Source organism: Streptomyces sp. NPDC104202 (assembly GCF_055584185.1).
On record NZ_JBVJMN010000040.1, the window covers coordinates 32,106 to 52,835 of the forward strand.

Annotated in this window: 17 protein-coding genes; 7 read left to right on the forward strand and 10 right to left on the reverse strand. The window is 74.3% G+C overall.

All coding sequences use genetic code 11. The annotated features are described in order from the left end of the window. Positions 1 to 32: 32 nt before the first annotated feature. A complete protein-coding gene (locus ACZ60W_RS24050; RefSeq protein ID WP_469757418.1) occupies positions 33 to 797 on the forward strand; it encodes a GntR family transcriptional regulator in 765 nt (254 codons plus the stop codon). 206 nt (positions 798 to 1,003) lie between these two features. Here the strand turns inward: ACZ60W_RS24050 and ACZ60W_RS24055 are convergent, their stop codons facing one another. Then, positions 1,004 to 3,310 (reverse strand): alpha-N-acetylglucosaminidase, encoded by a 2,307-nt coding sequence (locus tag ACZ60W_RS24055; protein WP_469757419.1) that lies wholly within the window; start codon positions 3,308 to 3,310, stop codon positions 1,004 to 1,006. Positions 3,311 to 3,563: 253 nt separating this feature from the next. Then, positions 3,564 to 5,414, reverse strand: a complete 1,851-nt coding sequence (locus tag ACZ60W_RS24060; RefSeq protein ID WP_469757420.1) for an ABC transporter ATP-binding protein — start codon at positions 5,412 to 5,414, stop codon at positions 3,564 to 3,566. Between the two features lie 218 nt (positions 5,415 to 5,632). Here ACZ60W_RS24060 and ACZ60W_RS24065 point away from each other — a divergent pair, with 218 nt between their 5' ends. The 3 genes from ACZ60W_RS24065 to ACZ60W_RS24075 all read left to right on the forward strand — a co-directional run bounded on the left by ACZ60W_RS24065 (position 5,633) and on the right by ACZ60W_RS24075 (position 9,332). Further along, the gene (locus tag ACZ60W_RS24065; protein ID WP_469757421.1) at positions 5,633 to 6,352 is read left to right on the forward strand and encodes a DUF6333 family protein; all 720 of its coding nucleotides are present in this window, start codon (positions 5,633 to 5,635) and stop codon (positions 6,350 to 6,352) included. 220 nt (positions 6,353 to 6,572) lie between these two features. Next, positions 6,573 to 8,984, forward strand: a complete 2,412-nt coding sequence (locus ACZ60W_RS24070) for a hypothetical protein (protein WP_469757422.1) — start codon at positions 6,573 to 6,575, stop codon at positions 8,982 to 8,984. Positions 8,985 to 9,170: 186 nt separating this feature from the next. After that, on the forward strand, positions 9,171 to 9,332 hold the full coding sequence (locus tag ACZ60W_RS24075) for a hypothetical protein (protein WP_469757423.1): 162 nt from the start codon (positions 9,171 to 9,173) through the stop codon (positions 9,330 to 9,332). Between the two features lie 87 nt (positions 9,333 to 9,419). On the opposite strand, the gene ACZ60W_RS24080 is transcribed toward ACZ60W_RS24075, so the two are convergent. Beyond that, a complete protein-coding gene (locus ACZ60W_RS24080) occupies positions 9,420 to 10,016 on the reverse strand; it encodes a DUF1349 domain-containing protein (protein ID WP_469757424.1) in 597 nt (198 codons plus the stop codon). A 287-nt stretch (positions 10,017 to 10,303) separates the two neighbouring features. Between ACZ60W_RS24080 and ACZ60W_RS24085 the strand changes: the two genes are divergently transcribed. Next, positions 10,304 to 10,507, forward strand: coding sequence for a cold-shock protein (locus ACZ60W_RS24085; protein WP_030213732.1), 204 nt, complete (start codon positions 10,304 to 10,306; stop codon positions 10,505 to 10,507). A gap of 97 nt (positions 10,508 to 10,604) precedes the next feature. Here ACZ60W_RS24085 and ACZ60W_RS24090 read toward each other — a convergent pair whose 3' ends face one another. Together ACZ60W_RS24090 and ACZ60W_RS24095 are read right to left on the reverse strand one after the other, a co-directional pair. Next, positions 10,605 to 11,867: a PP2C family protein-serine/threonine phosphatase gene (locus ACZ60W_RS24090; protein ID WP_469757425.1), complete on the reverse strand. Its 1,263-nt coding sequence runs from the start codon at positions 11,865 to 11,867 to the stop codon at positions 10,605 to 10,607. 182 nt (positions 11,868 to 12,049) lie between these two features. Beyond that, entirely contained in the window at positions 12,050 to 13,186 is a 1,137-nt protein-coding gene (locus ACZ60W_RS24095) for a hypothetical protein (RefSeq protein WP_469757426.1), read from the reverse strand. A 365-nt stretch (positions 13,187 to 13,551) separates the two neighbouring features. On the opposite strand from ACZ60W_RS24095, the gene ACZ60W_RS24100 reads away from it, so the two are divergent. Together ACZ60W_RS24100 and ACZ60W_RS24105 are read left to right on the forward strand one after the other, a co-directional pair. Beyond that, positions 13,552 to 15,540, forward strand: a complete 1,989-nt coding sequence (locus ACZ60W_RS24100; protein WP_469757427.1) for an ATP-binding protein — start codon at positions 13,552 to 13,554, stop codon at positions 15,538 to 15,540. Between the two features lie 57 nt (positions 15,541 to 15,597). After that, positions 15,598 to 16,368, forward strand: coding sequence for a uracil-DNA glycosylase (locus tag ACZ60W_RS24105; protein WP_469757428.1), 771 nt, complete (start codon positions 15,598 to 15,600; stop codon positions 16,366 to 16,368). A 126-nt stretch (positions 16,369 to 16,494) separates the two neighbouring features. Here the strand turns inward: ACZ60W_RS24105 and ACZ60W_RS24110 are convergent, their stop codons facing one another. The 5 genes from ACZ60W_RS24110 to ACZ60W_RS24130 all read right to left on the reverse strand — a co-directional run bounded on the left by ACZ60W_RS24110 (position 16,495) and on the right by ACZ60W_RS24130 (position 20,683). Further along, positions 16,495 to 17,256, reverse strand: a complete 762-nt coding sequence (locus tag ACZ60W_RS24110) for a MerR family transcriptional regulator (protein WP_469757429.1) — start codon at positions 17,254 to 17,256, stop codon at positions 16,495 to 16,497. 143 nt (positions 17,257 to 17,399) lie between these two features. Beyond that, positions 17,400 to 18,545, reverse strand: coding sequence for an RNA polymerase sigma factor (locus ACZ60W_RS24115; RefSeq protein ID WP_469757455.1), 1,146 nt, complete (start codon positions 18,543 to 18,545; stop codon positions 17,400 to 17,402). A gap of 8 nt (positions 18,546 to 18,553) precedes the next feature. Beyond that, a complete protein-coding gene (locus tag ACZ60W_RS24120) occupies positions 18,554 to 18,961 on the reverse strand; it encodes a YciI family protein (RefSeq protein ID WP_469757456.1) in 408 nt (135 codons plus the stop codon). 130 nt (positions 18,962 to 19,091) lie between these two features. Next, entirely contained in the window at positions 19,092 to 19,553 is a 462-nt protein-coding gene (locus ACZ60W_RS24125) for a hypothetical protein (protein ID WP_469757430.1), read from the reverse strand. A gap of 77 nt (positions 19,554 to 19,630) precedes the next feature. Beyond that, positions 19,631 to 20,683: a mechanosensitive ion channel family protein gene (locus ACZ60W_RS24130; protein WP_469757431.1), complete on the reverse strand. Its 1,053-nt coding sequence runs from the start codon at positions 20,681 to 20,683 to the stop codon at positions 19,631 to 19,633. Positions 20,684 to 20,730: the final 47 nt, after the last annotated feature.

Consider the following 20,730-nt stretch of genomic DNA (forward strand, 5'->3'; position numbering starts at 1 on the left):
CCGCGGGCGGACGGCGCACCGGGGAGGGCACGATGGAACTGAAGCGGGAACGGGTGCGCGCGCATCTGCTCGCCGTGATCGACGGCCGGCGCCCCGGCGACGCCATCCCCTCCGAGCGCACCCTCTGCGCCTCGCTCGGCGTCTCGCGCCCCACGCTCCGGGCGGCGGTCGACGAACTCGTCGCCACCGGCCTGCTGGTGCGGGAGCACGGCCGCGGCATGTTCGTCGCCCCCGCCAAGATCACCCAGGAGCTGGTCGCCGACGACCCCGCGGCGAGCGTCCCCCGCAGCCCCGGCACTTGGACCAGCACCGTGCTCGACCTCCGCACCGTCCGCGCCGGCGCCCGCATCGGCCGCAAACTCGCCCTCTCCCCGGCGGCCGAGCTGGTCCACGTGACCCGCCTCCGGCACGTCGACGGGGCGCCCATCGCCCTGGAGCAGCTGCACGTCCCCGCCGATCTCGTCCCCGGCCTCACCGCGGCCGACATGGAGGGCGGCTTCTACGCCCACCTCCGCGAGCGGTGCGGCGTCCGCACGGCCCACGCCGTCCAGTCCATCGAACCGACCGTGCTGAGCGAGGAGGAGGCCGCCCTCCTCGACGTGCCCGTCCTCTCGCCCGCCCTGCTCTTCGACCGCGTCACCTCCGACACCGCCGGCCGGCCCGTCGAGTACGTCCGCTCCCTCTACCGCGGCGACCGCTACCGCGTCGTCACCCGGCTCGCGCTCGCCGACGGCGCCCCCGACCACCCCGCGGCGGACGCCACCCGGGGCGGGACCTGGTGGGGCACGGTCGAGTGAACCCGGGGGGCCTGCGCCCCGGCCCCCGCACGCCGACGACCTCGTCGAGGACGCCCGCCGGCACGCGGGCCGTCACCAGGCCCGCGTCGCTGCCGCCGACCCGGTGCATGGTCCACCCCGGGGCGGACGACGCACCGTCCGCCGCCGGCCGGCCCCTCACGTTCCAGGTCCGCCGCGCACCACCACGCCCCGGGCGTCCGGACCCCTCAGCGGCCCGGGCACGGCCCCGACCCGCGGGCGGGACGGCTCCCGGCGCACATGACCCGCGCGCCCCCCTCGGCCCGCGCGGACGTGGCCGTGAGCAGCGCCGCGTGCACCTCGCCCGCCAGCGCCACCGGGTCGCCGGTGGGTTCCGTCGGATACGTCCCGTGGCTCCTGGCCCAGGCGTCCTCCCTCGCGAACCAGTCGACGGGCTCCGGCGCCGTGCCCGTCACCAGGGCACGGTCGAGACCTGCGAAGTAGGCGTCCCAGCGGGGCGCGTAGAAGTCCCGGACCAGTCCGTCCCACTCGCGGTTGGCGTAGTCGTGCAGCCCGCCGTTCTCGCTCGGCACCCGACCGCCCCAGGTGGTGAGGATCGAGCGGGCGTCGTACTCCAGCCGGTCACGCTCGGCGGGGTCGCCGCCCCACGACCTCGCGCCGGCCAGCCAGGGGCCGAGCAGGAAGCGCCGGTCGGAGCCGACCAGCCGCCCGAGCAGGTCCTCGTCCGCGCCCCACTCCCGCACCAGCGACCGGAACGTCTCCAGCTCCCCGGCCTCGTACGCGCTCCTGATCCGCGGCAGCAGGACCCGGGCGCGGTTGGTGAGCGCCTGCCGTGCCACGTCCACCACGTCGAAGCGGTACGCGTCGGTGGTCCGCAGCGCGGGCGCCACGCGCAGCAGCTCGGACAGCGCCCGCTCCACGGTCTCCGGGTCGTAGCGCATGGCCGTCGGGCTCCACCGCGCCGCCCGCGCGGTCGTCAGGCTCGGACGCGCGGTGAAGAGGCTGTCCTGCGGCTCGCTCCACGTGCCGGAGAGCCCGCTGTACGGGCCGGTCCGCAGCTGCTCCCAGGCGGCGGCCGCATGCGGGTCGGCACCGCCGTAGCGCCGGGCGGCGTAGGCGGCGAACCACTCACGCCGGTCGACCGGGCCGGGCTGCCAGGCGAGTTCGGAGAACAGGTCGAACGCGGCGGGGTTCCCGCCGGTGGCCTCCGGCAGCCAGGCGATGCCGGCCAGTGCGCTGTCGGGCTTCGCCAGCCACGTGTGGAAGCGGCTCGTCCACACCCCCGTGTTGGCGCCGATCGTGGTGTGTCCGCCGAAGTTCGCGATCGACCCGAAGGCGTACGGCGTGCCGCCCCACTGCGTCTCCCGGTCGAGGCCGTCGTACCGGTCGGAGAGCCCGTCGACGATCAGCACCCGGCTGCGGTCCACCCCGCTCAGCAGCGTGGGGCCCGGGTTGTCCTGCCAGCCGAGCATCACCCACACCGCCCCGGGGTGCGCCGCGTCCAGCGCCCGCTGGACGGCGCCGGCGGCCGCGGCGACGTCGACGGACCCCGCGCTGCCGCCCTCGTGCAGCAGGTCCATCTTGACCATGGTGGTCGCGCCGAACCGCTGCCGTTGGGCCCGGTAGTACGCCGCCGCCAGCCGGGCGAACACCGGGCCGGTCGGATCGAGCCAGTCGGGCCGGTCGAACCCGACCCACTTGCCCTGCGGCACCGTCACCGCGCCCGGGTTGCGGGCCGCGAACCCCGGCGGCACCGTGCCGAAGAAGCCCGGCAGCACCGGCGTCATGCCGAGCGCACGCAGATGCCGTGCGATCCGGCTCCCCAGGGCCGCGCGCGCCTCGATCAGCTGCTCGGACACCGGCTCCGGGAACGCCGACAGGTTCTGCAGCAGCCACCACGCCTGGTGGGCGGGTGCGGGGATCCAGCGGCGCAGCTCCGCGGCGTCGTATCCGAACTGCTGGAGCGCCTGGTGGTACGGGTACTCCGCGCCGGTCGGCACGAAGACCTCGTTCACGCCGTGCAGCGCCATCACGTCGATGTCGTGCCGGTAGGCGTCGAAGTCGCGGTAGGCGCCGGAGTACCCCTCGTCCGTGTCGTTGAGGGCGTAGCGGTGGCGCACGGTCGCGGACCGGGTGAGGGTGCCGGACACCCCCGGCAGCGTGGCGGGCAGCCGTGCCACGCTCTCGCCGGGCCACCCGATGTCGACACCGGCGACCCGCTCCAGGTACCAGCCCACCCCGGCGAGCAGCGTCGCCGGGGACGTGCCCCGCACCTCGACGGCGCCGGGCTCCCCGGAGACGGAGAAGGAGGCCCCCTCGGGCGGCTCCTCGACCGGGATCAGAGTGAACTGCTCCGCGCTGGAGGGCAGCAGGCGCTCCAGCGCCTCGCGGGCGGGTGTGGTGTCGAAGGCCGACGTGGCGGCGGACGCCGACGATCCGCGCGCGGGCAGAGCCCCGGGCGCGGTCGCGGTCACGGCGGCGAGGACCGCGACGGCGAGGGTCGTGCGGCAACGAAGAAGGGGGCGCGTGCCCATCAGGCTCCCTGCTCGAAGAGGACGGACGTCGGCGCCCACTCTCCGACGCGCCGGCCCCCGGAGTCCGCACGCCGAGCCGGGAGCCGCCGCGGCTCATCCTCGCGGGTGCACGGCTCTCACCAGGCGCGTCACACCACCTCTCGCACGGATGTGCCCCACGCCGGAACGCGGTCCGACGCGGTCCGACGCGGGGCCCGGGCGGACGGGGCGCTTCTCCCCGGCCCGGCGGGCGGGGCCGGGAAGAAGCGCCCCGTCAGCGCAGGTCCGCCGCCGTGGTGGCGTCCTCCGAGGGGCGGACGTCGCCCTCCGCGTCGTCGAGGAAGCCGCCGGACTGGTGCTGCCAGAGCCTGGCGTACGCGCCCTTGGCGTCCAGCAGTTCCTGGTGCGAGCCCTGCTCGACGATCCGGCCCCGGTCGAGGACGACGAGGCGGTCCATCGTCGCGACGGTGCTGAGCCGGTGCGCCACCACCAGCGCCGTCCGTCCCTCCATCAGCCGCCAGAGCGCGTCCTGGACGAGGATCTCGCTCTCCGAGTCCAGCGCGCTGGTCGCCTCGTCCAGGAGCAGGATCGGCGCGTCCCGCAGGATGGCCCGGGCGAGGGCGACCCGCTGCCGCTGGCCTCCGGACAGCTTCACCCCCCGCTCGCCGACCATCGTGGCGAACCCGTCCGGCAGCCCGTCGGCGAACTCCGTGACGTGCGCGGCCTCCGCGGCCCGCCGGATCTCGGCCTCGGTGGCGTCCGGCCGGGCGAACGCGATGTTGTCCCGCAGCGTGCGGTGGAACATCACCGGGTCCTGGGGCACGTAGGCGATCAGGCCGCGGAGGTCGGCCTGGCGCATCCTGCTGATGTCCTGTCCGCCGACGAGGATCCGGCCGCCTTCGATGTCCGTCATCCGCAGCAGCAGCCGTGTCAGCGTCGTCTTGCCGCCGCCGGACCGCCCGACCAGCCCGATCCGCGCCCCGCTCGGCACGTCCAGGTCGAGCCCCTCGAACAGCGGCTTGGCACCGCCGTGGGCGAAGGTCACGCCGTCGAAGCGGACGTCGGACGGACGCCCCACGAGCGGCTCCGGGCGGTCGGCGTCGCGGACCGTCGGCGGGTCGACGAGCAGCTCGGTGAACTGCGCCGCCTCGGTCATCGAGCTCTCCAGACGGCGGTAGATCTGGTTGAACTCGAACATGATGCGGGTGGCGTTCGCGTAGTAGGTGAAGGCCACGATGACCGCCTCCACCCCGTGGTCCGCCCCGCCGAGCCCCAGTGCGAGCACCAGGCCGAGGACGTTGGTGAGCACCGACATCGGCGCGACCAGCGTGTCGATCCGGAGATTGCCGTAGTCCCAGGAGCGCAGGGTGAGCCGCCGGGACTCCGCCACGCGGGAGCGGTGCTCGGCGGCCTCCCGGTCCTCGGCGGCGAACGCCCGGACCGTGTCCATGTTCATCAGGCTGTCGGCGACGTGCCCCGACACCCGGGCGATGGCCTGTTCGCGCTGCGCGACGAGGGCCTGACGGCGGCGGATCAGCGGCGCCGCGACGAGTCCGGTGACCGCGATCATCGTCAGGAGGCCGACGACGAGCAGGGGGTCGTACTGCCACAGCACCACCGAGGCGAACAGCAGCGGCAGGAAGCTTCCCATCACCGAGAACGTCAGCGTGTCGACGAACTCCTCGAAGCGGGAGGCGTAGCTCAGCACCCGCTTGGTCAGCGAGCCGGCGAAGTTGTCGTGGAAGAAGGCCGCGTCCTTGGCGAACAGCTCGTCCATGCCCGTCACGTAGAGGTGCTCGATGCCGCGCGCGTCGACCCGGTTCAGGCAGTGCAGCCCGAGCCGCCACAGCGCCTCCGCGGCGAGCAGCACGCCGGCGAACAGCAGGATGTAGGGCAGCATCGCACCGAGGGCGTCGGCGTCGCCGCCGTCCCCGGCGATCCGGCCGACGAGCTTGGCGACGACCAGCGGCGCGATGTAGTGGATCCCGATGTTGCCCAGCGCCGGCAGCAGCATCGCCGGCAGCGTCAGCCACCGGAGGCGGACCAGTTCCCGTGTGTAGGAGCGAAGTGCGAGGAGGACCGAACCCTTGCTCGGTAATCCTTCGTGCGATTCAGGTGATCCCATACCCAACCCAGTGTTGTCTTACCGAAAGGTGAGCAAACGGATTCTCCCGTGCCGCTGCCCACGGGGTCCACGTGTTTTCTTCCGCCCCCGGCGCGTGGCCCCGGGGCCACCGACCTCCGGCACACCGCCGCCGGTGCGACGGAGAGCGCCAGGCCAACTCCCGTGACACGCAAGGGGCGTACGGCCGGTGGAGCGAGGCGGGTCGCTACGGTGGCGGCATGACCCACACCGAGTTCTGGACGTCGCCCCCGGACCGCCCCGTCCGGGGGAGCGGCACCTTCACGATCACCGTCCTGGAGCCGCCCTTCGACGTGACCGCCACCGAACTCCCTCCGCACGACCCCGTCCGGGCGCGCCGCTTCGCCGAGGAGTTCCCTACCGTGGACGCCGTCCTGGGCGAGCTGCCGGGCCGGCCGGCGGCGGAGTCGCCGTACCTGGAGACGCGGTCCGACCTGGAGCTGATCCGGGTCGGCTGCTGGGGGAACGTCACCGCCGTCTCCGACCCCGCCTTCGTGGACAACGGCAACGACGAACCGCTCCTGGCGCTCACGGAGGAGCTGCGGCGGCGCCACCCGCACGCCCGGATCGTCGGCCGGGCCGAGGTGGACTGCGGGGAGGCCCACACCGAGGACGTCATCCGGCTCCCCGGCGGCCCGCTGTTCCACGCGTCCGGCTGGCCCACCATGGACCCGTGGAAGCTCACCGGCGACCCGCACGCCCTCGTCGAGGCGCTCGGCATCCCCGACGGCGTCCTGGAGGACCTCGGCCTCGACCTGGACGAGGAACCGGAGGACGTCGAGTGGAAGGCCCTCGTCGCCCTCGGACTCGGGCAGGCCGACCCGTGGGCGTGGCCCCACCTGCAGACCTCGGTGTTCCGGGTGCGCCACACCGAGGCGTACACACTGACGATGGAAGAGCTCTGGTTCATCGACGGCTGAAGCCGTCGGCGGCCGCCCCGAACCTGCGGAGTGTCCTCCGTCCCGACCCCCAACCCACAAAAGATTCACGGAAGTTCACGGACCCACCCGAACAAATGCCGGGGTTCGCGCGCTGCGCCGCGCAACGATGGAGGCTTACGCGGCGCTTACGTCACGGGGGCCTCAAGCGCCGCCCCACACCCCCTCTGCGCCCCCATGCCGACGAGGGAAGACCAGCACCTTGAACGGATCCATACCCGCCTCGCGCGGATGGCGGCTGATCGGCCGCCTGGCGGCGGCCTGCGGCCTCGCCGGGGCGATGACCCTGACCGGCCTGCCCGGCTCCGGCCTCGACTCCGCGAGCGCCGCGCCCACCAGTGTCAAGATCGGCGGGCAGCGGTGCGACACCAAGCACCTCGGCCGCCCGTACACCACCACGCCGCGCAACTCCGGTTTCCCCGACGACCCCACCGGCAACTTCGCCACGTGGGCAGGAGACCCGAAGAACTACAACTTCGCCCTGCCGGGCCAGGCGTACGACGGCCTCGGCGCGCCCACCGAGGCGCAGAAGACCCGGGCCCGCTCCCAGGACCCGGACCCGAAGAAGAACTACGACAAGTGGGCGAAGATCGCCGCCGCTTCGGGCAAACCCTCCGACAAGGCGATGGAGATCTACGCCCGCTACCTCGCCAACAAGGAGGGTCTCTCCTTCAGGCACTGGTTCGACAAGCGGTACATCCGCAACGAGACCAACAACCACAAGGGCTCGGCGTTCGAGCGGCGCCTCGTCCAGGACTTCCGGCTCGTCGGCCCCGACTGGCTGTGCGAGGTCAAGGTCGAGGTCTTCGACGAGAACGGCAGGAAGATCGCCGAACGGCGATACGACGCCTACAACCAGAAGACCAAGGAGTTCAACGAGTTCAAGTCGAACTCCAAGCTCCGCAACGACCAGCTCCGGGTCGACCGGATGATCGCCGAGGTCAAGAAGGACCACACCTTCCGCTTCAACGGCGGCAAGACCTTCACCCCCACGGAGCGCGCGAAGATCGACCGCTTCAACCGCGAACTGGAGCAGTCGCGCGGCAAGCCCAACCAGGTGCGCGGCTTCCAGCGCCAGTACAACGCCATCCCGCAGACCAAGCCCATCCGCGGCTACTCGCAGTACGACAAGTGGTTCGCCCCCGGCTGCGCCGGAGCGACCGCCCAGGCGGCTGCCGCGAGTTCCTGCGGCACCCGCGGCCCGGCCAACGACCGGATCAAGGGCTCCGGCCGCACCCTCGACGAGGCCCGGCGCATCCAGGCCGAGGCGCGCCGCTTCGACACCCGCGGCACGCTTCCCCGGGGCGGCCCGGGCGGGATCGACTTCACCACCCTCGAACTGCGCTTCGTCGGGGGCCTGGAGAAGGGCAAGGGGATGGCCTACTCGATGAAGGCCGACCTCATGCCCGACCCGGACGAGACCCCGGGCTTCGGCGGCGAGGCGAAGATGACCATGGCCTCCGACGCGCTGTTCACCTGGCTGGCGCTGACCCCCGACCGGATGTGGGTCAACCTCAACCCGGACCAGCCGGAGACCATCATGGACAAGGAGTTCGCCAAGACCGACGCCGGCCGCGTCCTGCTCCAGGCCGACATGGAGATGAAGCGTGACTACGGCCGCGCCATGGATCCCCGGACGGATGTCGGCGACCGCTTCTGGGACTCCCTCCCGCGCAGGAACGGCTTCCCGTGCCTGCACTCCGGCCGGTACTGGATCGAGCCCGAGCCCGCCCAGGTCCGCGAGCAGGACGGCGGCCTCTACATCCTCGACGCCCCGCTCGACGTGAAGTCCGTCCCCCAGGACTACGACACCCCCGGCCCCGGCGGCGAGGGCTGCGACCTCACCGAGGCCGAGATCAAGCAGGGGCAGGCAAGCATCGACACCCTGCTGACCCCGATCGTGAAGAAGCTCGTCAACGAGTCGCCGAAATACGCCGACCTGCGCCGCGTCTACACCTCCCGCGTCGCCGCCGAGTGGATCCGGCAGCAGGACGCCCGCAAGGCGTCCGACTTCCGCCCCCTCATCGACAGCAACGACGTCTCCCGCTGGCCGCTGCGCGCGCCCAACGCCGACTGGGACAAGAAGACCGTCTTCGACGAGATGGTGAAGTCCTTCAAGGAGGGCGACTTCAGGTACGAGCTCAAGTACGGCAATGAGGTGGCCGTCTACATGATCGGCGGCGTGGACTTCACCAAGGCGCCGAAGCAGAACATCTCCCGCACCCGCTTCCAGGTCGAGAACCGCACGCTGGACACCACCACCCGGACGTCCCTGCAGTCGGACGACACCTCCTACCGCGACACCGACATCTCCTACGCGGGCGGCGACGCGTCCGGCGACACCTCGGGCGGCGACGACGACCCGACGCCCACACCGACGCCCCGCCCCACCACGCCGCAGCCGACCGACACCCCGACCACTCCGGGACCGTCCCCGTCCACCCCGGGTACCGTCCCCACCACCCCACCGGCCCACGACCCGGACGGCGGGCTCGCCGACACCGGTTCCGACACCCCCGTCGGTCTCCTCGTCACCGTCGCCGCCGCCCTCGCGGCCGTCGGCGGCGCGCTGACCTGGTGGATGCGGCGCCGGCGCGGACCCTCCGCTCCCTGACACCCGCGGAACCGAGTCCGTCCCACACCACGAGGCCCCGCTCCCCGCACCCGGGGGGCGGGGCCCCGTCGCACCCGCCCCGGCGCGTGCAGCAGACTCGCCCCCGACATCACCAGGACGGAGACGGGGAGCAACGACCTGCGTGTGGTGCTGACGACGTACGGGTCGCGGGGGAGCGCCGAACCGATGGCGGCCCTCGCTGCGCGACTGCGGGAACTCGGCGCGGAGGCACGGGTGTGCGCACCGCTGGCCTCCGGCGTCAGGGCCCGCGCCGAGGAGGTGGCGCCCACCCTCCGCACCGACGGGACCACCGTCGCCGCCGAGCTCCTCTTCGCCGGCACGGACTGACGGCGTCACCCGGTCCCGCGCCCACCGCGCGGGACCCGTGTAGGCGGGTGTGCCCCGAGGCGTACCGCCCGTCGCCCGGCCCGTGGGTCAGCTGCCGTCGAAGAGGTCGGACGGACGCGTCGGCGTCAGCGTCACGTGGTCGAACGTGACGACGCAGCCGTCACCGACCGGGGACTGGACCGTGAGGCCCACCCGCAGGTCGGGAGCGGGCCCCAGGCCGAACTGGCGGACCAGGCGCCAGGAACGGCCGTCCGAGGAGGAGTGGAAGGCGAAGCCGTCGCCGACGCGGCTGATCCGCAGCCAGGCCGCCGCCGGATCGAGCGGCTGCCCCACCGCGTCGTCCGAGAGGCCCCGGGTCACGACCGAGTACACCGCGGGCCGGCCTTCCGGCGCCTGCTCGAAGGTGAGCTTCGCCCACACGTCCGGCGCGGAACGGACCAGGAGGCCGCCCGCGTCCCACGGCGCCCGGAACCCGACCCGGAGGCGGGCCGAGAACTGCCAGTCGCCGGGTGGCGGGGTGAGGAGGGCGCGCGCCGCGTCGTCCCGGACGTCGCCGGTCATCGGGTCGGTGAAGACGTCGGTGCCCGCGTGCGCCTCCACCGTCAGCACATCGGCGTCGACGGCGAGGGCGGCAGGGGCCACGGTCCAGTTCCGGCGGTCCATCAGAGGGGTCGCGAACGTCATGGCGACCACCCTGCCGACGCCGTGGCCCGCGCTCAAGAAGCCGCCACGAAGATCCAACAAGTGCCGCGAAAGTCCAGGCTTCCGCGCCGCCGGAACCGCGGCGCGCGCACCCGGTCGGGCGAAGGCCCCGCCCCGGGGGGACGCATGACGGCGACAATCTTTGTAAGAAGATCGGATTGATGGGTGTAGGGACGGGTGAGATGGGGGAAGACGCGTGTGGGCGCCCGTGAAGGAGCGCCCCGGGGGCCCGACACCGGGCCGCTGCTGAATTGACCAGAGGAACGAGCATGGCCAGCGGCACTGTGAAGTGGTTCAACTCCGAGAAGGGGTTCGGTTTCATCGCCCAGGACGGCGGCGGCCCGGACGTCTTCGCCCACTACTCCAACATCTCGGGCAACGGCTACCGCGAGCTGACGGAGGGCGAGGCCGTCACCTTCGACATCACGCAGGGCCAGAAGGGCCCGCAGGCCGAGAACATCGTCCGCGGCTGAGCTCGGGTCACACCTTTTTCCGACGGCGCCCGCACCCCGTGCGGGCGCCGTCGGCATGCCCGGACCGGGCGAGGACACCGCCCCGGACCCGGGCGCGTCACGGACCGGACGCCCCGCCCGCACCCGGCGGGGGCCGGAGTCGGAGGACGACGAGCGCGGTGTCGTCCGTGCTGCCGGCCGGCGGCAGCAGACTGCCGAGGAGGAGGTCGGCCAGCGCGTCGGGGGAGGCGGTGTGGTGCCGCGCGAGGGCGCCGGTGAGCCGGGCGAGACCGGTGTCGATGTCCTCGTGACGGCGCTCGACGAGACCGTCGGAGTAGAGCACGAGCACCGAGCCGTCCGAGAAGCCGGTACGGGCCTGGGGCCGTGCCGCGTGCTCGGGCCGGGCGCCGAGCGGCGGGTCGGTCGCCCCGTCGAGCAGGACCACCGTGCCGTCGGGATGGCACAGGACCGGCGGGGGATGCCCGGCACTGCTGTACGTGAGCGTGCGGCCGCTCCAGTCGATGAAGACGGACACGGCCGTCGTGGACTCCGCGCCCGAGGTGTCGCGGGCGTACAGGTCCAGCACGTCCAGCGCCTGCGCGGGACCGCCGGCCGCCCGCGACGCGGCCGACAGGGCGCTGCGCAGCTGCCCCATCACCCCCGCGGCCCGCAGCCCGTGCCCGACGACGTCGCCGACGGCGACCGCCGTCCGCCCGGGCAGGTCCACCAGGTCGTACCAGTCGCCACAGACGTTCAGCGCGCCGGTCGCGGGCCGGTAGCGCACCGCCGCGTGGTGCCGTCCCAGCGGCCGTGGCGTGGGCAGCATCGCCTCCTGGAGGTGGAGGGCCACCTCCCGCTCCCGGGCGTGCGCGCGCCGCAGCCGCTCGTTGACCTCCTGCAGCTCCCGGGCACGGCTGTACAGCTCCGATTCGAGGACCTGCGCCCGGCCGCCGTCCCCGTCGTCGCCCCTGGCCCGGATGAGCTCGGTGACCTCCTCGACCCGGTGCACCAGCAGCGCCACGGACCCGTCGGACGCCAGCACGGGTGAGTTCACCGGACTCCAGTACCGCTCCCGCCACTCGCCCGGCCGCTCCTGGCTCTCGACGTCGTAGCGCTGCAGCGCCATGCTGTCGCGCACCCCGGTGGAGACGACGCGCTCCAGCGACGACCTGAGGTGGCGCATCCCGTTCGCCGTCGAGTCCCCCGGATTGTCGGGGAACACGTCGAAGAGGTAGTGGCCGATGACCTGCTCCCGGGTGCGGCCGGAGATGGACAGGTACTCCTCGTTCACGTCCACGTAGACGAGGTCCGGCGTCAGCAGGGCCACCGCGCTCGGGGTGGCCTGGAAGGCCGCCCGATAGTCGATCCCAGGTCCTTTCACCGTCCCACCTGTCCCGCGTGCTGCCCTGGGGGGTGTCCCGCCGACCGGGCCGGACGTCCCCTACGGCCCTGAGGCTGACCCCCAGCCTAGGCCGGGACGTGTGCGACGGCCTCCGGAAACGGGCCGTCCGGGTCCGGGGCGGGAGGCCCGGAACGGGACGGGCGAGGCGGCGGGTGCGCCGCTCAGCTCCGTGGCGCCGGCGCGTCCCACACCCGTACGGCGTCCCGGGACTCGGACAGGGTCGACCAGCAGCCGTCCCCGAGCGCCATGGGCTCCCCGACGGCCGGCACGGGGTAGTCGACCGGCAGCACGGCGTCCGGCCTGGTGGTGTCGACGAACCAGTGACGGTGCCGGCCCCAGTCCTCGTCGCTCTCCACGGTCGAGGCGATCAGGTGCGTCTCGTCGACGAAGCCGCCGGCCCAGTCCCAGTAGACGGGCGCCTCGTCGTCCTCGTCCTCGTCGCCGGACGGCGCCGGCGCCCCGGGGTGCCGGGGGACGGCCGACGCGGCCTCCCACCCAACGACCTCCGGCAGCCCTCCCCGCGTGTCCCGCACGGCGAGGGAGTCCTGGTCGTGGGAGACGGTCATGAGCCGGTCGCCGCAGGGGCTCACGCCCATCGGGCAGAGGTCGTCCTCCAGGTACACGACCTCCAGCGCCCGTCCGTCCCACCGGCCCCAGCGCAGCGGCGCCCCGTCCTGCCCCTCTCCGATGCCGAGTCCCATCTGGCCGGGGTCGGTCGGGTGGGCGAGGTGGAAGCTGCCGGCCGCCGCGGCCCGGGCGTCGGCGCGCGCGAGGACCCGCCCGTCGACGGCGTCGAGCAGCAGCCACTCGTCGACGGCCTCCGGCATCGGCGCGCCGCCGGCCAGGGGCCCGCGCACATGGGTCCAGACGAGCGTGCCGTCGGCGGAGAAACCCGCCGAGCCGCTGTCGGGGTGGCGGTGGCCGGGCTGGTCGGCGTACTCCTCGTACGCCCCGTGCGTCTCCTCGCACGGGCCGGACCAGCAGCTGTGCCGCACCTCCCAGCGGGTCGCCCCCGACGGCTCCACCGCACGCACGGCGTGGACGCCGGCGAACACCGCGAGCCCCGCGTCGGGCGCGACCGCGAAGGTGCCGCGGCGGCGGGGCCACGGCGCCGGGAAGCGGACCGGGGACGCGGGACGGACGCGGAAGTCGTCGTCGAGCGCCTGCGCGACGACCTCCTCGTCGCTCCTTTGCACGACCATCCGGTGCCCCGGCCGTCCCGTGATCTCCGGGGGAGCGGTCCCGGACGCGGACAGCGGAGCGGGAACGGTGGCACGGAGCCGGGCACGGACGGACACGTCGATCTCCCTGGGCGGTGAACTGCGCGCACCCTACGGCATGCATCGGACATCGGACATCGGGCCCCGGGGACGGGAAGCGAGGGAGCGTGACGTGAGCGGCGGCCCGAGGAAGGCTCGCGGGCGGGCCCGGAGGCGCCCGCCGTCGGCTCGGTGCCGGTCGGGCGGGTGTTCGGCCGTTCGTCGTGGCGAGTGGTTCCGTCGCGCGGTGCGCCACCCCGGCGCGGGGCGGCGCGTTGGGGTAGCCGTGACGCCCGGTGCAGTGACGGTTCTGCAAGCGGGACCTGCGCGTTTCCGCACCGATCCGTCGACCCCGGCGGGGCGGCGGCGACCCCGGGCACGAGCGAAGACCTGGAGAGTGGGCAGTGCCGGAGAAGTGGACCCACGGCGAGCGGTACGACGCCGGGCACGCGGCGGGACACCCCGGCGGCCCCGTCCCGGCCGGACGCGACCGCGACCTCGCGGCGCTCCGGGACGCCGTCGCCGGGCACCGCCTGGTCACCCTGACGGGAGCGGTGGGCACCGGCAAGAGCCGGCTCGCCCAGGCGGCCGCCGCCGTCCTCGGGCAAGCACCCTGGCCGACGACCGTACGGGTGCGCTGGCACGACGGAGTCCCCGTCGGGCGCCGCGCGCTGACGGCGAGGCTCCTCCGCTCCCTGGGCGCCGCCGGCCCGGGGCCGGACCGGGCCGGCACGGACCTCGCGGCCGTCGTCGAGGCCCTCCCGCCCGGTGACCTCCTGCTCCTCCTGGACGACGTCGACCCCGTGCACGACGAGTGCGTCGGGCTCGTCCAGGCCCTCCTGATGGCACGGCCGCGGCTGCGCATCCTGGTGACCGCCCGCAGACCCCTCGGACTCGGGGACGAGAAGGTCCTGCGCCTCGGGCCCCTGCCCGTGGAGACGACCGGGACGGCACCGGGCCCCTCTCCCGCCGCGGCCTTCCTCCTCGCCCGGGCGCGCGAGCGGGGATGGCGCGGCGAGGACCCCGACCCGGCGGTCGTCACCCGCGTGTGCCGGCTGCTCGAAGGGGTGCCGCTGGCCCTGGAACTCGCCGCGGGCCGGCTTGAGGAGTGGACGATGGAGGAACTGGCCGACCAGGTCGCCGCCGACCAGTGCCGGCTGGCCGACCCCGCCCCGCCGCTGCGGCGGCACCGCTCCCTGCGCAGCGCCGTCGGGGCCGTCCACGCCCTCTGCCCGCCGGCACCGCGACGGACCTGGCGCCGCCTCAGTGTCTTCGAAGGCCCGTTCACCGAGTCGGCCGCGGCGTTCGTGTGTGCCGGCACCGGCCTCGCGCCGCACGAAGTCGCCCCGGCCCTCGCGCTGTTGAGCGCCGTCGGCGTCCTCCAGGCGCTCGGCGACCCGGGCGGACCGCACCGGCCCCGCTACCGCATGACCCGCGCGGCCCGCGACTTCGGAAGCGAGCGGCTCGGCGCGGCCGGCGAACTCCAGGTCACCCGCGACCGCCACGCCGTCCACTTCCGAGGCGTCGCGGCCGTCGCCGAGACCCTCTGGAACACCGGCCTCCAACGCCAGGCCGTGCAGACCGTCCAGGACGAACACGACGACCTGACCACCCTCCTACGACACGCGGCGGGTCGGGCCGACCTCGCCGAGAGCGCGGTGGAGACGATGCTCCACCTCTGGTTCTGGTGGGCGGTCCATGACCACGCCGCGGAAGGCAGGGCCCATCTGCGCGCCCTGCTGCCCCTCCTCCCCGCCGACAGCGGTGTCCTGGCCCACGGCCGGTGGCTCGCGGCCTGGCTCGGCGCCGCCGCCGACCCCCCGGAGGCACGCGACCTCCTGGATCTGGCATGGCCGGTCGCCGTCCTCGACGGCGACGACGCCCTCGTCGGCCGCATCGCCCACGTCCACGGCACCCTGGCCTGGCAGCGACGGGACCTGGAGGCCGCGGCCGCCCACTACCGCCTCGCCGCGGACACCGTGCCCACCGGCACGCCCGGAGGACCGCCTCCCACCGTCAGCCTCGCCGCCCTCTCCGTGGTCCAGGCCCACCGCTCGCCTGCCGTCGCCGCCACGACCGCCCGCCAGGCGCTCGCCCAGCGCACCGGGCAGAGTGACGCCTGGGCCACGGCCCTGGCCCACTACGCCCACGCCTTCGCCGACCACCGCGCCGGCCACCACGGCCGCGCCCGCCACCGGGCGTGCCACGCCCTGGCACAGCTCGAAGCCCAGCTCGACGCCCCGCAGGCCCGCACCGCCCTGCGCCGCCTCCTCGCCGCACTCGGCCCCGCCGCGGTTCCCGGCGACGGCGCATCCGTACCGCCCCGCCGCACGTCCCTGCCGACACCCCGGGACGGGACAGGGACGACGGCGGCGAGCCCGGCCCGGCGGTGACAGGATCGGGCGGAGGACCGGAGCCCGGCCGAGGGCCCGACAGAAAGCAGGTGGACCGTGCCCGCTGCCGAGGACTACCCGGTGCGGGCCGCCGCGGGGGCCCGCACCCTCCACGACCTCGACGCGCGCCTGGTGTCGTGCCGGGCCTGCCCCCGTCTCGTCGCATGGCGCGAGGAGACCGCCCGGGCCGGGCGTCCGGCCTTCCGCGGCTGGGACTACTGGGCCCGGCCCGTCCCCGGTTTCGGGCCCGCCGACGCAGCCCTGACGATCACGGGCCTGGCTCCCGCCGCGCACGGCGCGAACCGGACCGGCCGCATGTTCACCGGCGACCGCTCCGGCGACCTCCTCTTCGCCACGCTGCACGAGCTGGGCCTCGCCTCCCAGGCCACGGCCACGCACCGGGACGACGGTCTGGAGCTCTACGGCGTCCGCGTCACCTCACCGGTCCACTGCGCGCCGCCCGCCAACCGCCCCACGACCGCGGAACGGGACACCTGCCGCCCGTGGCCGGCCCGCGAACTGAGCCTGCTGCGCCCGACCACCCGCGCCGTCGTCGTCCTCGGCGCCTTCGGCTGGCACGCCGCGCTTCCGGCGCTGGAGCAAGCCGGCTGGACCGTGCCCCGGCCGCGTCCCGTCTTCGGCCACGGCGTCCGTACGACCCTCACCCCGACGGACGGCGCGGGCCCTCCAGCGGCCTTGTTCGGCAGCTACCACGTCAGCCAGCGCAACGTCTTCACGGGACGGCTCACCCCGCGCATGCTCCGCGACCTGCTCGCCGAGGCCGCCCACGCGGCCGGCCTCCCCGTCGCCCCGCCGGCCGGGACCTGACGCCCCGCCGACCGGCACGTGCCCCCGGCGACCGCGCCGGACCGCCGCCGCGGATCCTCCCGCAGGCGGCGGCCCGGCACCCCTCCCGGGGCCGCCCGCGCCGCTCCCGATGCGCGGGCCCGCGGCTCAGCGCGGCAGAGCCGCCGCGTACGTCTCCACGGCGTCCCGCTGGTACTCCGCGAGGCCCGGCGCGATCGACTCGTACGCCGCCCGCCACTGCGCGTTGTCCACACAGGAACGGCCGAAGGCGGCGTACTCCGCGGCCGAGACGGCGCGCAGCTCCGACAGGGCCCGGTACTGGGCGTCGACCTGCACCTGGACCGGCCCCGCGTCGGCCGGCAGGCCCTCCGCCATGAGCTCGGCGAGCCGGACCATCCAGGCCGTCCGCTCGCGCTGCCCCGCCTCCACGTCCTGCCGGGTCATGGAGGCGACCCTGAGGGTGACCACCTCGGCGTGCTCGGGGAAGTCGCGCAGGGCCTCCGCGTACAGCGAGGGCCGTACGCCCTTGAAGAGGTTCTCCGGGCGGTTGATCTCGATCATCTCCGTGCCGTCCTTTCCGGAACGTTCCCGTGCGGCGATCGTGCGGGCGACGGAGCCGGCCAGGGCGTCGAGCCGGTCGCGCTCGGCGATCAGCCGTGCGTGATGGCCCCGCAGGGCCTCCGTCTCGTCGACCTGGGAAGCCAGGATCCGGCCGATCTCGGGCAGACCCACACCCAGCTCGCGCAGGACGAGGATCTGCTGGAGGCGCAGGAGCTGGCGCCCCTCGTAGTAGCGGAGCCCGCCCCCGCCGACCCGGGCCGGAGACAGCAGCCCGATCTCGTCGTAGTGCCGAAGGGTCCGGGCGGTCACCCCCGACATCCGGGCGACCTCCGAGATCGGCCAGTCCAACGCCGCCACCCCCACGATGTCGTCACCGGGCCGGTCTTTCCGGCCCTGGTCAGGACGGTAGAAGCTGCCGCAGGGGCAACTTCAACCCCAGCATGCCAAGGACGGACCCCGCAGGGGTCCGAAAGCGCCGAGCGGCGGAGCCGTCAGCGGTCCCGGAGGGAGTGGAGCCGGGCGGCCTGCCGGGTCAGGTGGTCGCGTTCGGCGAGGTTCGGCGCCTTGAGCGCCGCCTCCGCGTACAACCGGGCGGCCGTCTCCCGATCGCCGTCCCGCTCGTGCAGGTAGGCCGCCACGGCCGTGTGACGCGGGAGGGAGTCGTCCAGCGCGGCGAGCGCCGCCAGACCGGCGCGCGGGCCGTCGGCCTCCCCGACCGCGACCGCGCGGTTCAGCCGGACGACCGGGCTGTCGGTCAGGCGGACGAGTTCGTCGTACCACTCGACGATCTGCACCCAGTCCGTCTCCTCGGCGGTGCGCGCGTCGGCGTGCAGCGCCGCCACGGCGGCCTGGGCCTGGAACTCGCCCAGCCGGTCGCGCGCGAGGGCCGCCTGAAGGACCTCGACGCCCTCGGCGATCGCGGCCGTGTCCCACCGGGCGCGGTCCTGCTGCGCGAGCGGCACCAGACCGCCGTCCGGCGCGGTCCGCGCGGCGCGCCGCGCGTGGTGCAGCAGCATCAGGGCGAGCAGCCCCGCCACCTCCGGATGGTCGATCGCGGCAGCCAGCTGCCGGGTGAGCCTGATCGCCTCGGCGGCGAGGTCCACATCGCCGGAGTACCCCTCGTTGAACACCAGGTACAGCACCCGCAGCACGGTGGAGACGTCGCCCGGCCGGTCCAGCCGAGTGCCGGAGACCGTCCGCTTGGCCCGGCTGATGCGCTGCGCCATCGTCGCCTCGGGCACCAGGTAGGCCCGTGCGATCTGCCGGGTGGTGAGTCCGCCGACGGCGCGGAGCGTGAGCGCGACGGCCGACGACGGCGACAGCGAGGGGTGGGCGCACAGGAAGAAGAGCCGGAGCGTGTCGTCCACCGACGCCGCCGTCCCGGGCTCCGGCTCCGCGTCCACCCGCTCCTCACGCCGACGGCGGGCCGTGTCCGCCCGGGTCGCGTCGAGGAACTTGCGCCAGGCGACCGTGACCAGCCAGCCCCTCGGGTCCCGCGGAGGGTCCCCGGGCCAGACCCGGACCGCCTCCACCAGCGCGTCCTGCACGGCGTCCTGGTCCGCCGCGAAGTCGGCTCCGCGGCGGACCAGGATCGTCAGGACGCCCGGCGTGAGACTCCGGAGCAGCGCCTCGTCCATGGGGCGGTTCACTCCGTGACGGTCGGCGGCTCGGTCAGGAACGGGCGCAGCTCCAGCCACTCGTGGATCGGCCTCCCGCCGGCCCCGGGGGCTGCGGAGAGCTCCCCGGCCAGCTCGACCGCCCGCTCGTGGCTGTCGACGTCGATCACCATCCACCCGGCGATGAGGTCCTTCGTCTCGGCGAACGGCCCGTCGGTGACCGGCGGCCTGCCCTCCCCGTCGTACCGGACGAACGTCCCCTCGGCCGCCAGCGCCTGAGCGTCGACGAACTCGCCGGTCTCCTCCAGCCGTGCCGCGAAGTCCCGCATGTACCGCACGTGCGCCGAGATCTCCTCCGGCGTCCACCGGTCCCTCGGCACGTCGTTGACCGCCGCGGGCGCGCCCCGGTAGTGCTTCAGCAGCAGGTACTTGGCCATCGTCTTCTCCTCCGTGCCGGAGCGCCCCATTCTGGTCGCTCTCACACCGGGGACGGAGCCGGCCACGCGTTCTCGACACCTCCGCGAGAAAACTCTCCGCCGCTTCCCTCCGGCGGCCGGCGGACCGGAGTCAGCTGGGGTTGAGCAGCCGGAAGGTCATCACCCGGCCGGCGCTGTCCAGCCGGAACTCCACGGCCTCCGCCTTCTTCCCAGCCGCCTCGTCGAACCCCCGGCTGCTCCGCCACCGCGTCCCCGCCGCGCTTCCCGAGGGCGTCGGCGACGGGTTCCCGGAGGCGTCGACCCAGCGGTACTCCTCCACCAGGCGCCGCACGTCGGAGTCCGTGAGCCGCGCGAACCCGCGCAGCTCACGGTCGGTGGGGCCGGGCACCCGCTCGTCCGCCACGCCCAGCGGCTCGTACGTCCACTCGACGCTCTCCACGTCGCCCAGCTGCGGCAGCCTGGACGTGATGGGCGCCTCGTCCCGCCGCACCTCGGGCGCCGCCTTCGCGGGACGCTCCTCCTGACCGCACCCCGCGGCGGTCGCCACCGCCACGACCGCCAGCACCGCGGCCCACGTCCCCCTGCTCCGCATCGTCTCCCCCTCCGTCGTCGTCCTGACGGCAGCACGGTAGCGGAGCGGCTCGGGGAGGCCCGGGGCCGGCGGGGCCGTCACTCGACCTCGGACACGTCCGCCGCCTGCGCGGTGACGATCCGGGGGAGCGCGGCGGGGTGCTCCCGCGTGAGCCAGTCGACGAGTTCCTCCCGCACCGCGCAGCGGGTGGTCCACAGGTCGTCGGCGTCCTTCGCGGTGACCAGCGCGCGCAGGGTGATGCCGGTGGGCGAGGTGTCGGTGACGGCGAGGTCCCACGCCCGCCCGTCCCAGCCGGAGCAGGTGTCGAGGAACTTCCGCAGGTGCGTTCGCATCAGGGACACCGGAGCCGAGTGGTCGCAGTGCAGGAAGACCGTGCCCGTCAGCTCGTTGCCGCCGCGCGACCAGTTCTCGAAGGGCCGGGACGTGAAGTACGAGACGGGCAGCGTGACCCGGCGCTCGTCCCAGGTCCGTACTGTGAGGAAGGTGAGGGTCACCTCCTCCACCGTGCCCCACTCCCCGTCGACGACCACCGTGTCACCGATGCGCACCATGTCGCCGAAGGCGATCTGGAAGCCGGCGAAGAGGTTGCCGAGCGTCGACTGCGCCGCCACGCCGGCCACGATGCCGATGATCCCGGCCGAGGCGAGCAGCGACGTGCCGAGCCCCCGGAACGCGGGGAACGTGACCAGGGCGAACGCGACCGCCAGCACGCCCACGGTCGCCGACACCACCCGGCTGAAGAGCGTCACCTGCGTCCGGACGCGGCGCAGCCGGGCCGCGTCGCGCGACCTCCCCGCGTACCGCGCGTACGAGGACTCGACGACGGCCGAGGTGACCCGTACGGCCAGCCACGCGCCCCCGCCGATCAGACACAACAGCAGGGCGTGGTCCACCACTCGGCTGTGCTCCAGCAGCGGTGGCCACTTTGTCGCGCGGTACGACCACCGGAACACGGCGGTCAGCAGCACGACGTGGAGCGGGGTACGGCAACGCCGCAGCAGCCCCCACAGTGGGGTGTCGGGGCGGCGCCCGTCCGCGTAGCGCGCGAGGACGTCCGCCGCACGACCGACGGCAAGGGCCAGCAGCACCGAACCGCCGAGGACGATCGTGAGTCGAACTACGTTTTCCATGGCTCCCCAGTCGACGAGTGGGACGTGGTCGTCCTCCTCGCCTCACC

Bases quoted from the DNA above. Each gene is read 5' to 3' on its own strand.
- ACZ60W_RS24050 (WP_469757418.1), top strand. From the start codon at position 33: ATGGAACTGAAGCGGGAACGGGTGCGCGCGCATCTGCTCGCCGTGATC.
- ACZ60W_RS24055 (WP_469757419.1), bottom strand. From the start codon at position 3,310: ATGGGCACGCGCCCCCTTCTTCGTTGCCGCACGACCCTCGCCGTCGCG.
- ACZ60W_RS24060 (WP_469757420.1), bottom strand. From the start codon at position 5,414: ATGGGATCACCTGAATCGCACGAAGGATTACCGAGCAAGGGTTCGGTC.
- ACZ60W_RS24065 (WP_469757421.1), top strand. From the start codon at position 5,633: ATGACCCACACCGAGTTCTGGACGTCGCCCCCGGACCGCCCCGTCCGG.
- ACZ60W_RS24075 (WP_469757423.1), top strand. From the start codon at position 9,171: ATGGCGGCCCTCGCTGCGCGACTGCGGGAACTCGGCGCGGAGGCACGG.
- ACZ60W_RS24080 (WP_469757424.1), bottom strand. From the start codon at position 10,016: ATGACGTTCGCGACCCCTCTGATGGACCGCCGGAACTGGACCGTGGCC.
- ACZ60W_RS24085 (WP_030213732.1), top strand. From the start codon at position 10,304: ATGGCCAGCGGCACTGTGAAGTGGTTCAACTCCGAGAAGGGGTTCGGT.
- ACZ60W_RS24115 (WP_469757455.1), bottom strand. From the start codon at position 18,545: ATGGACGAGGCGCTGCTCCGGAGTCTCACGCCGGGCGTCCTGACGATC.
- ACZ60W_RS24120 (WP_469757456.1), bottom strand. From the start codon at position 18,961: ATGGCCAAGTACCTGCTGCTGAAGCACTACCGGGGCGCGCCCGCGGCG.
- ACZ60W_RS24125 (WP_469757430.1), bottom strand. From the start codon at position 19,553: ATGCGGAGCAGGGGGACGTGGGCCGCGGTGCTGGCGGTCGTGGCGGTG.
- ACZ60W_RS24130 (WP_469757431.1), bottom strand. From the start codon at position 20,683: ATGGAAAACGTAGTTCGACTCACGATCGTCCTCGGCGGTTCGGTGCTG.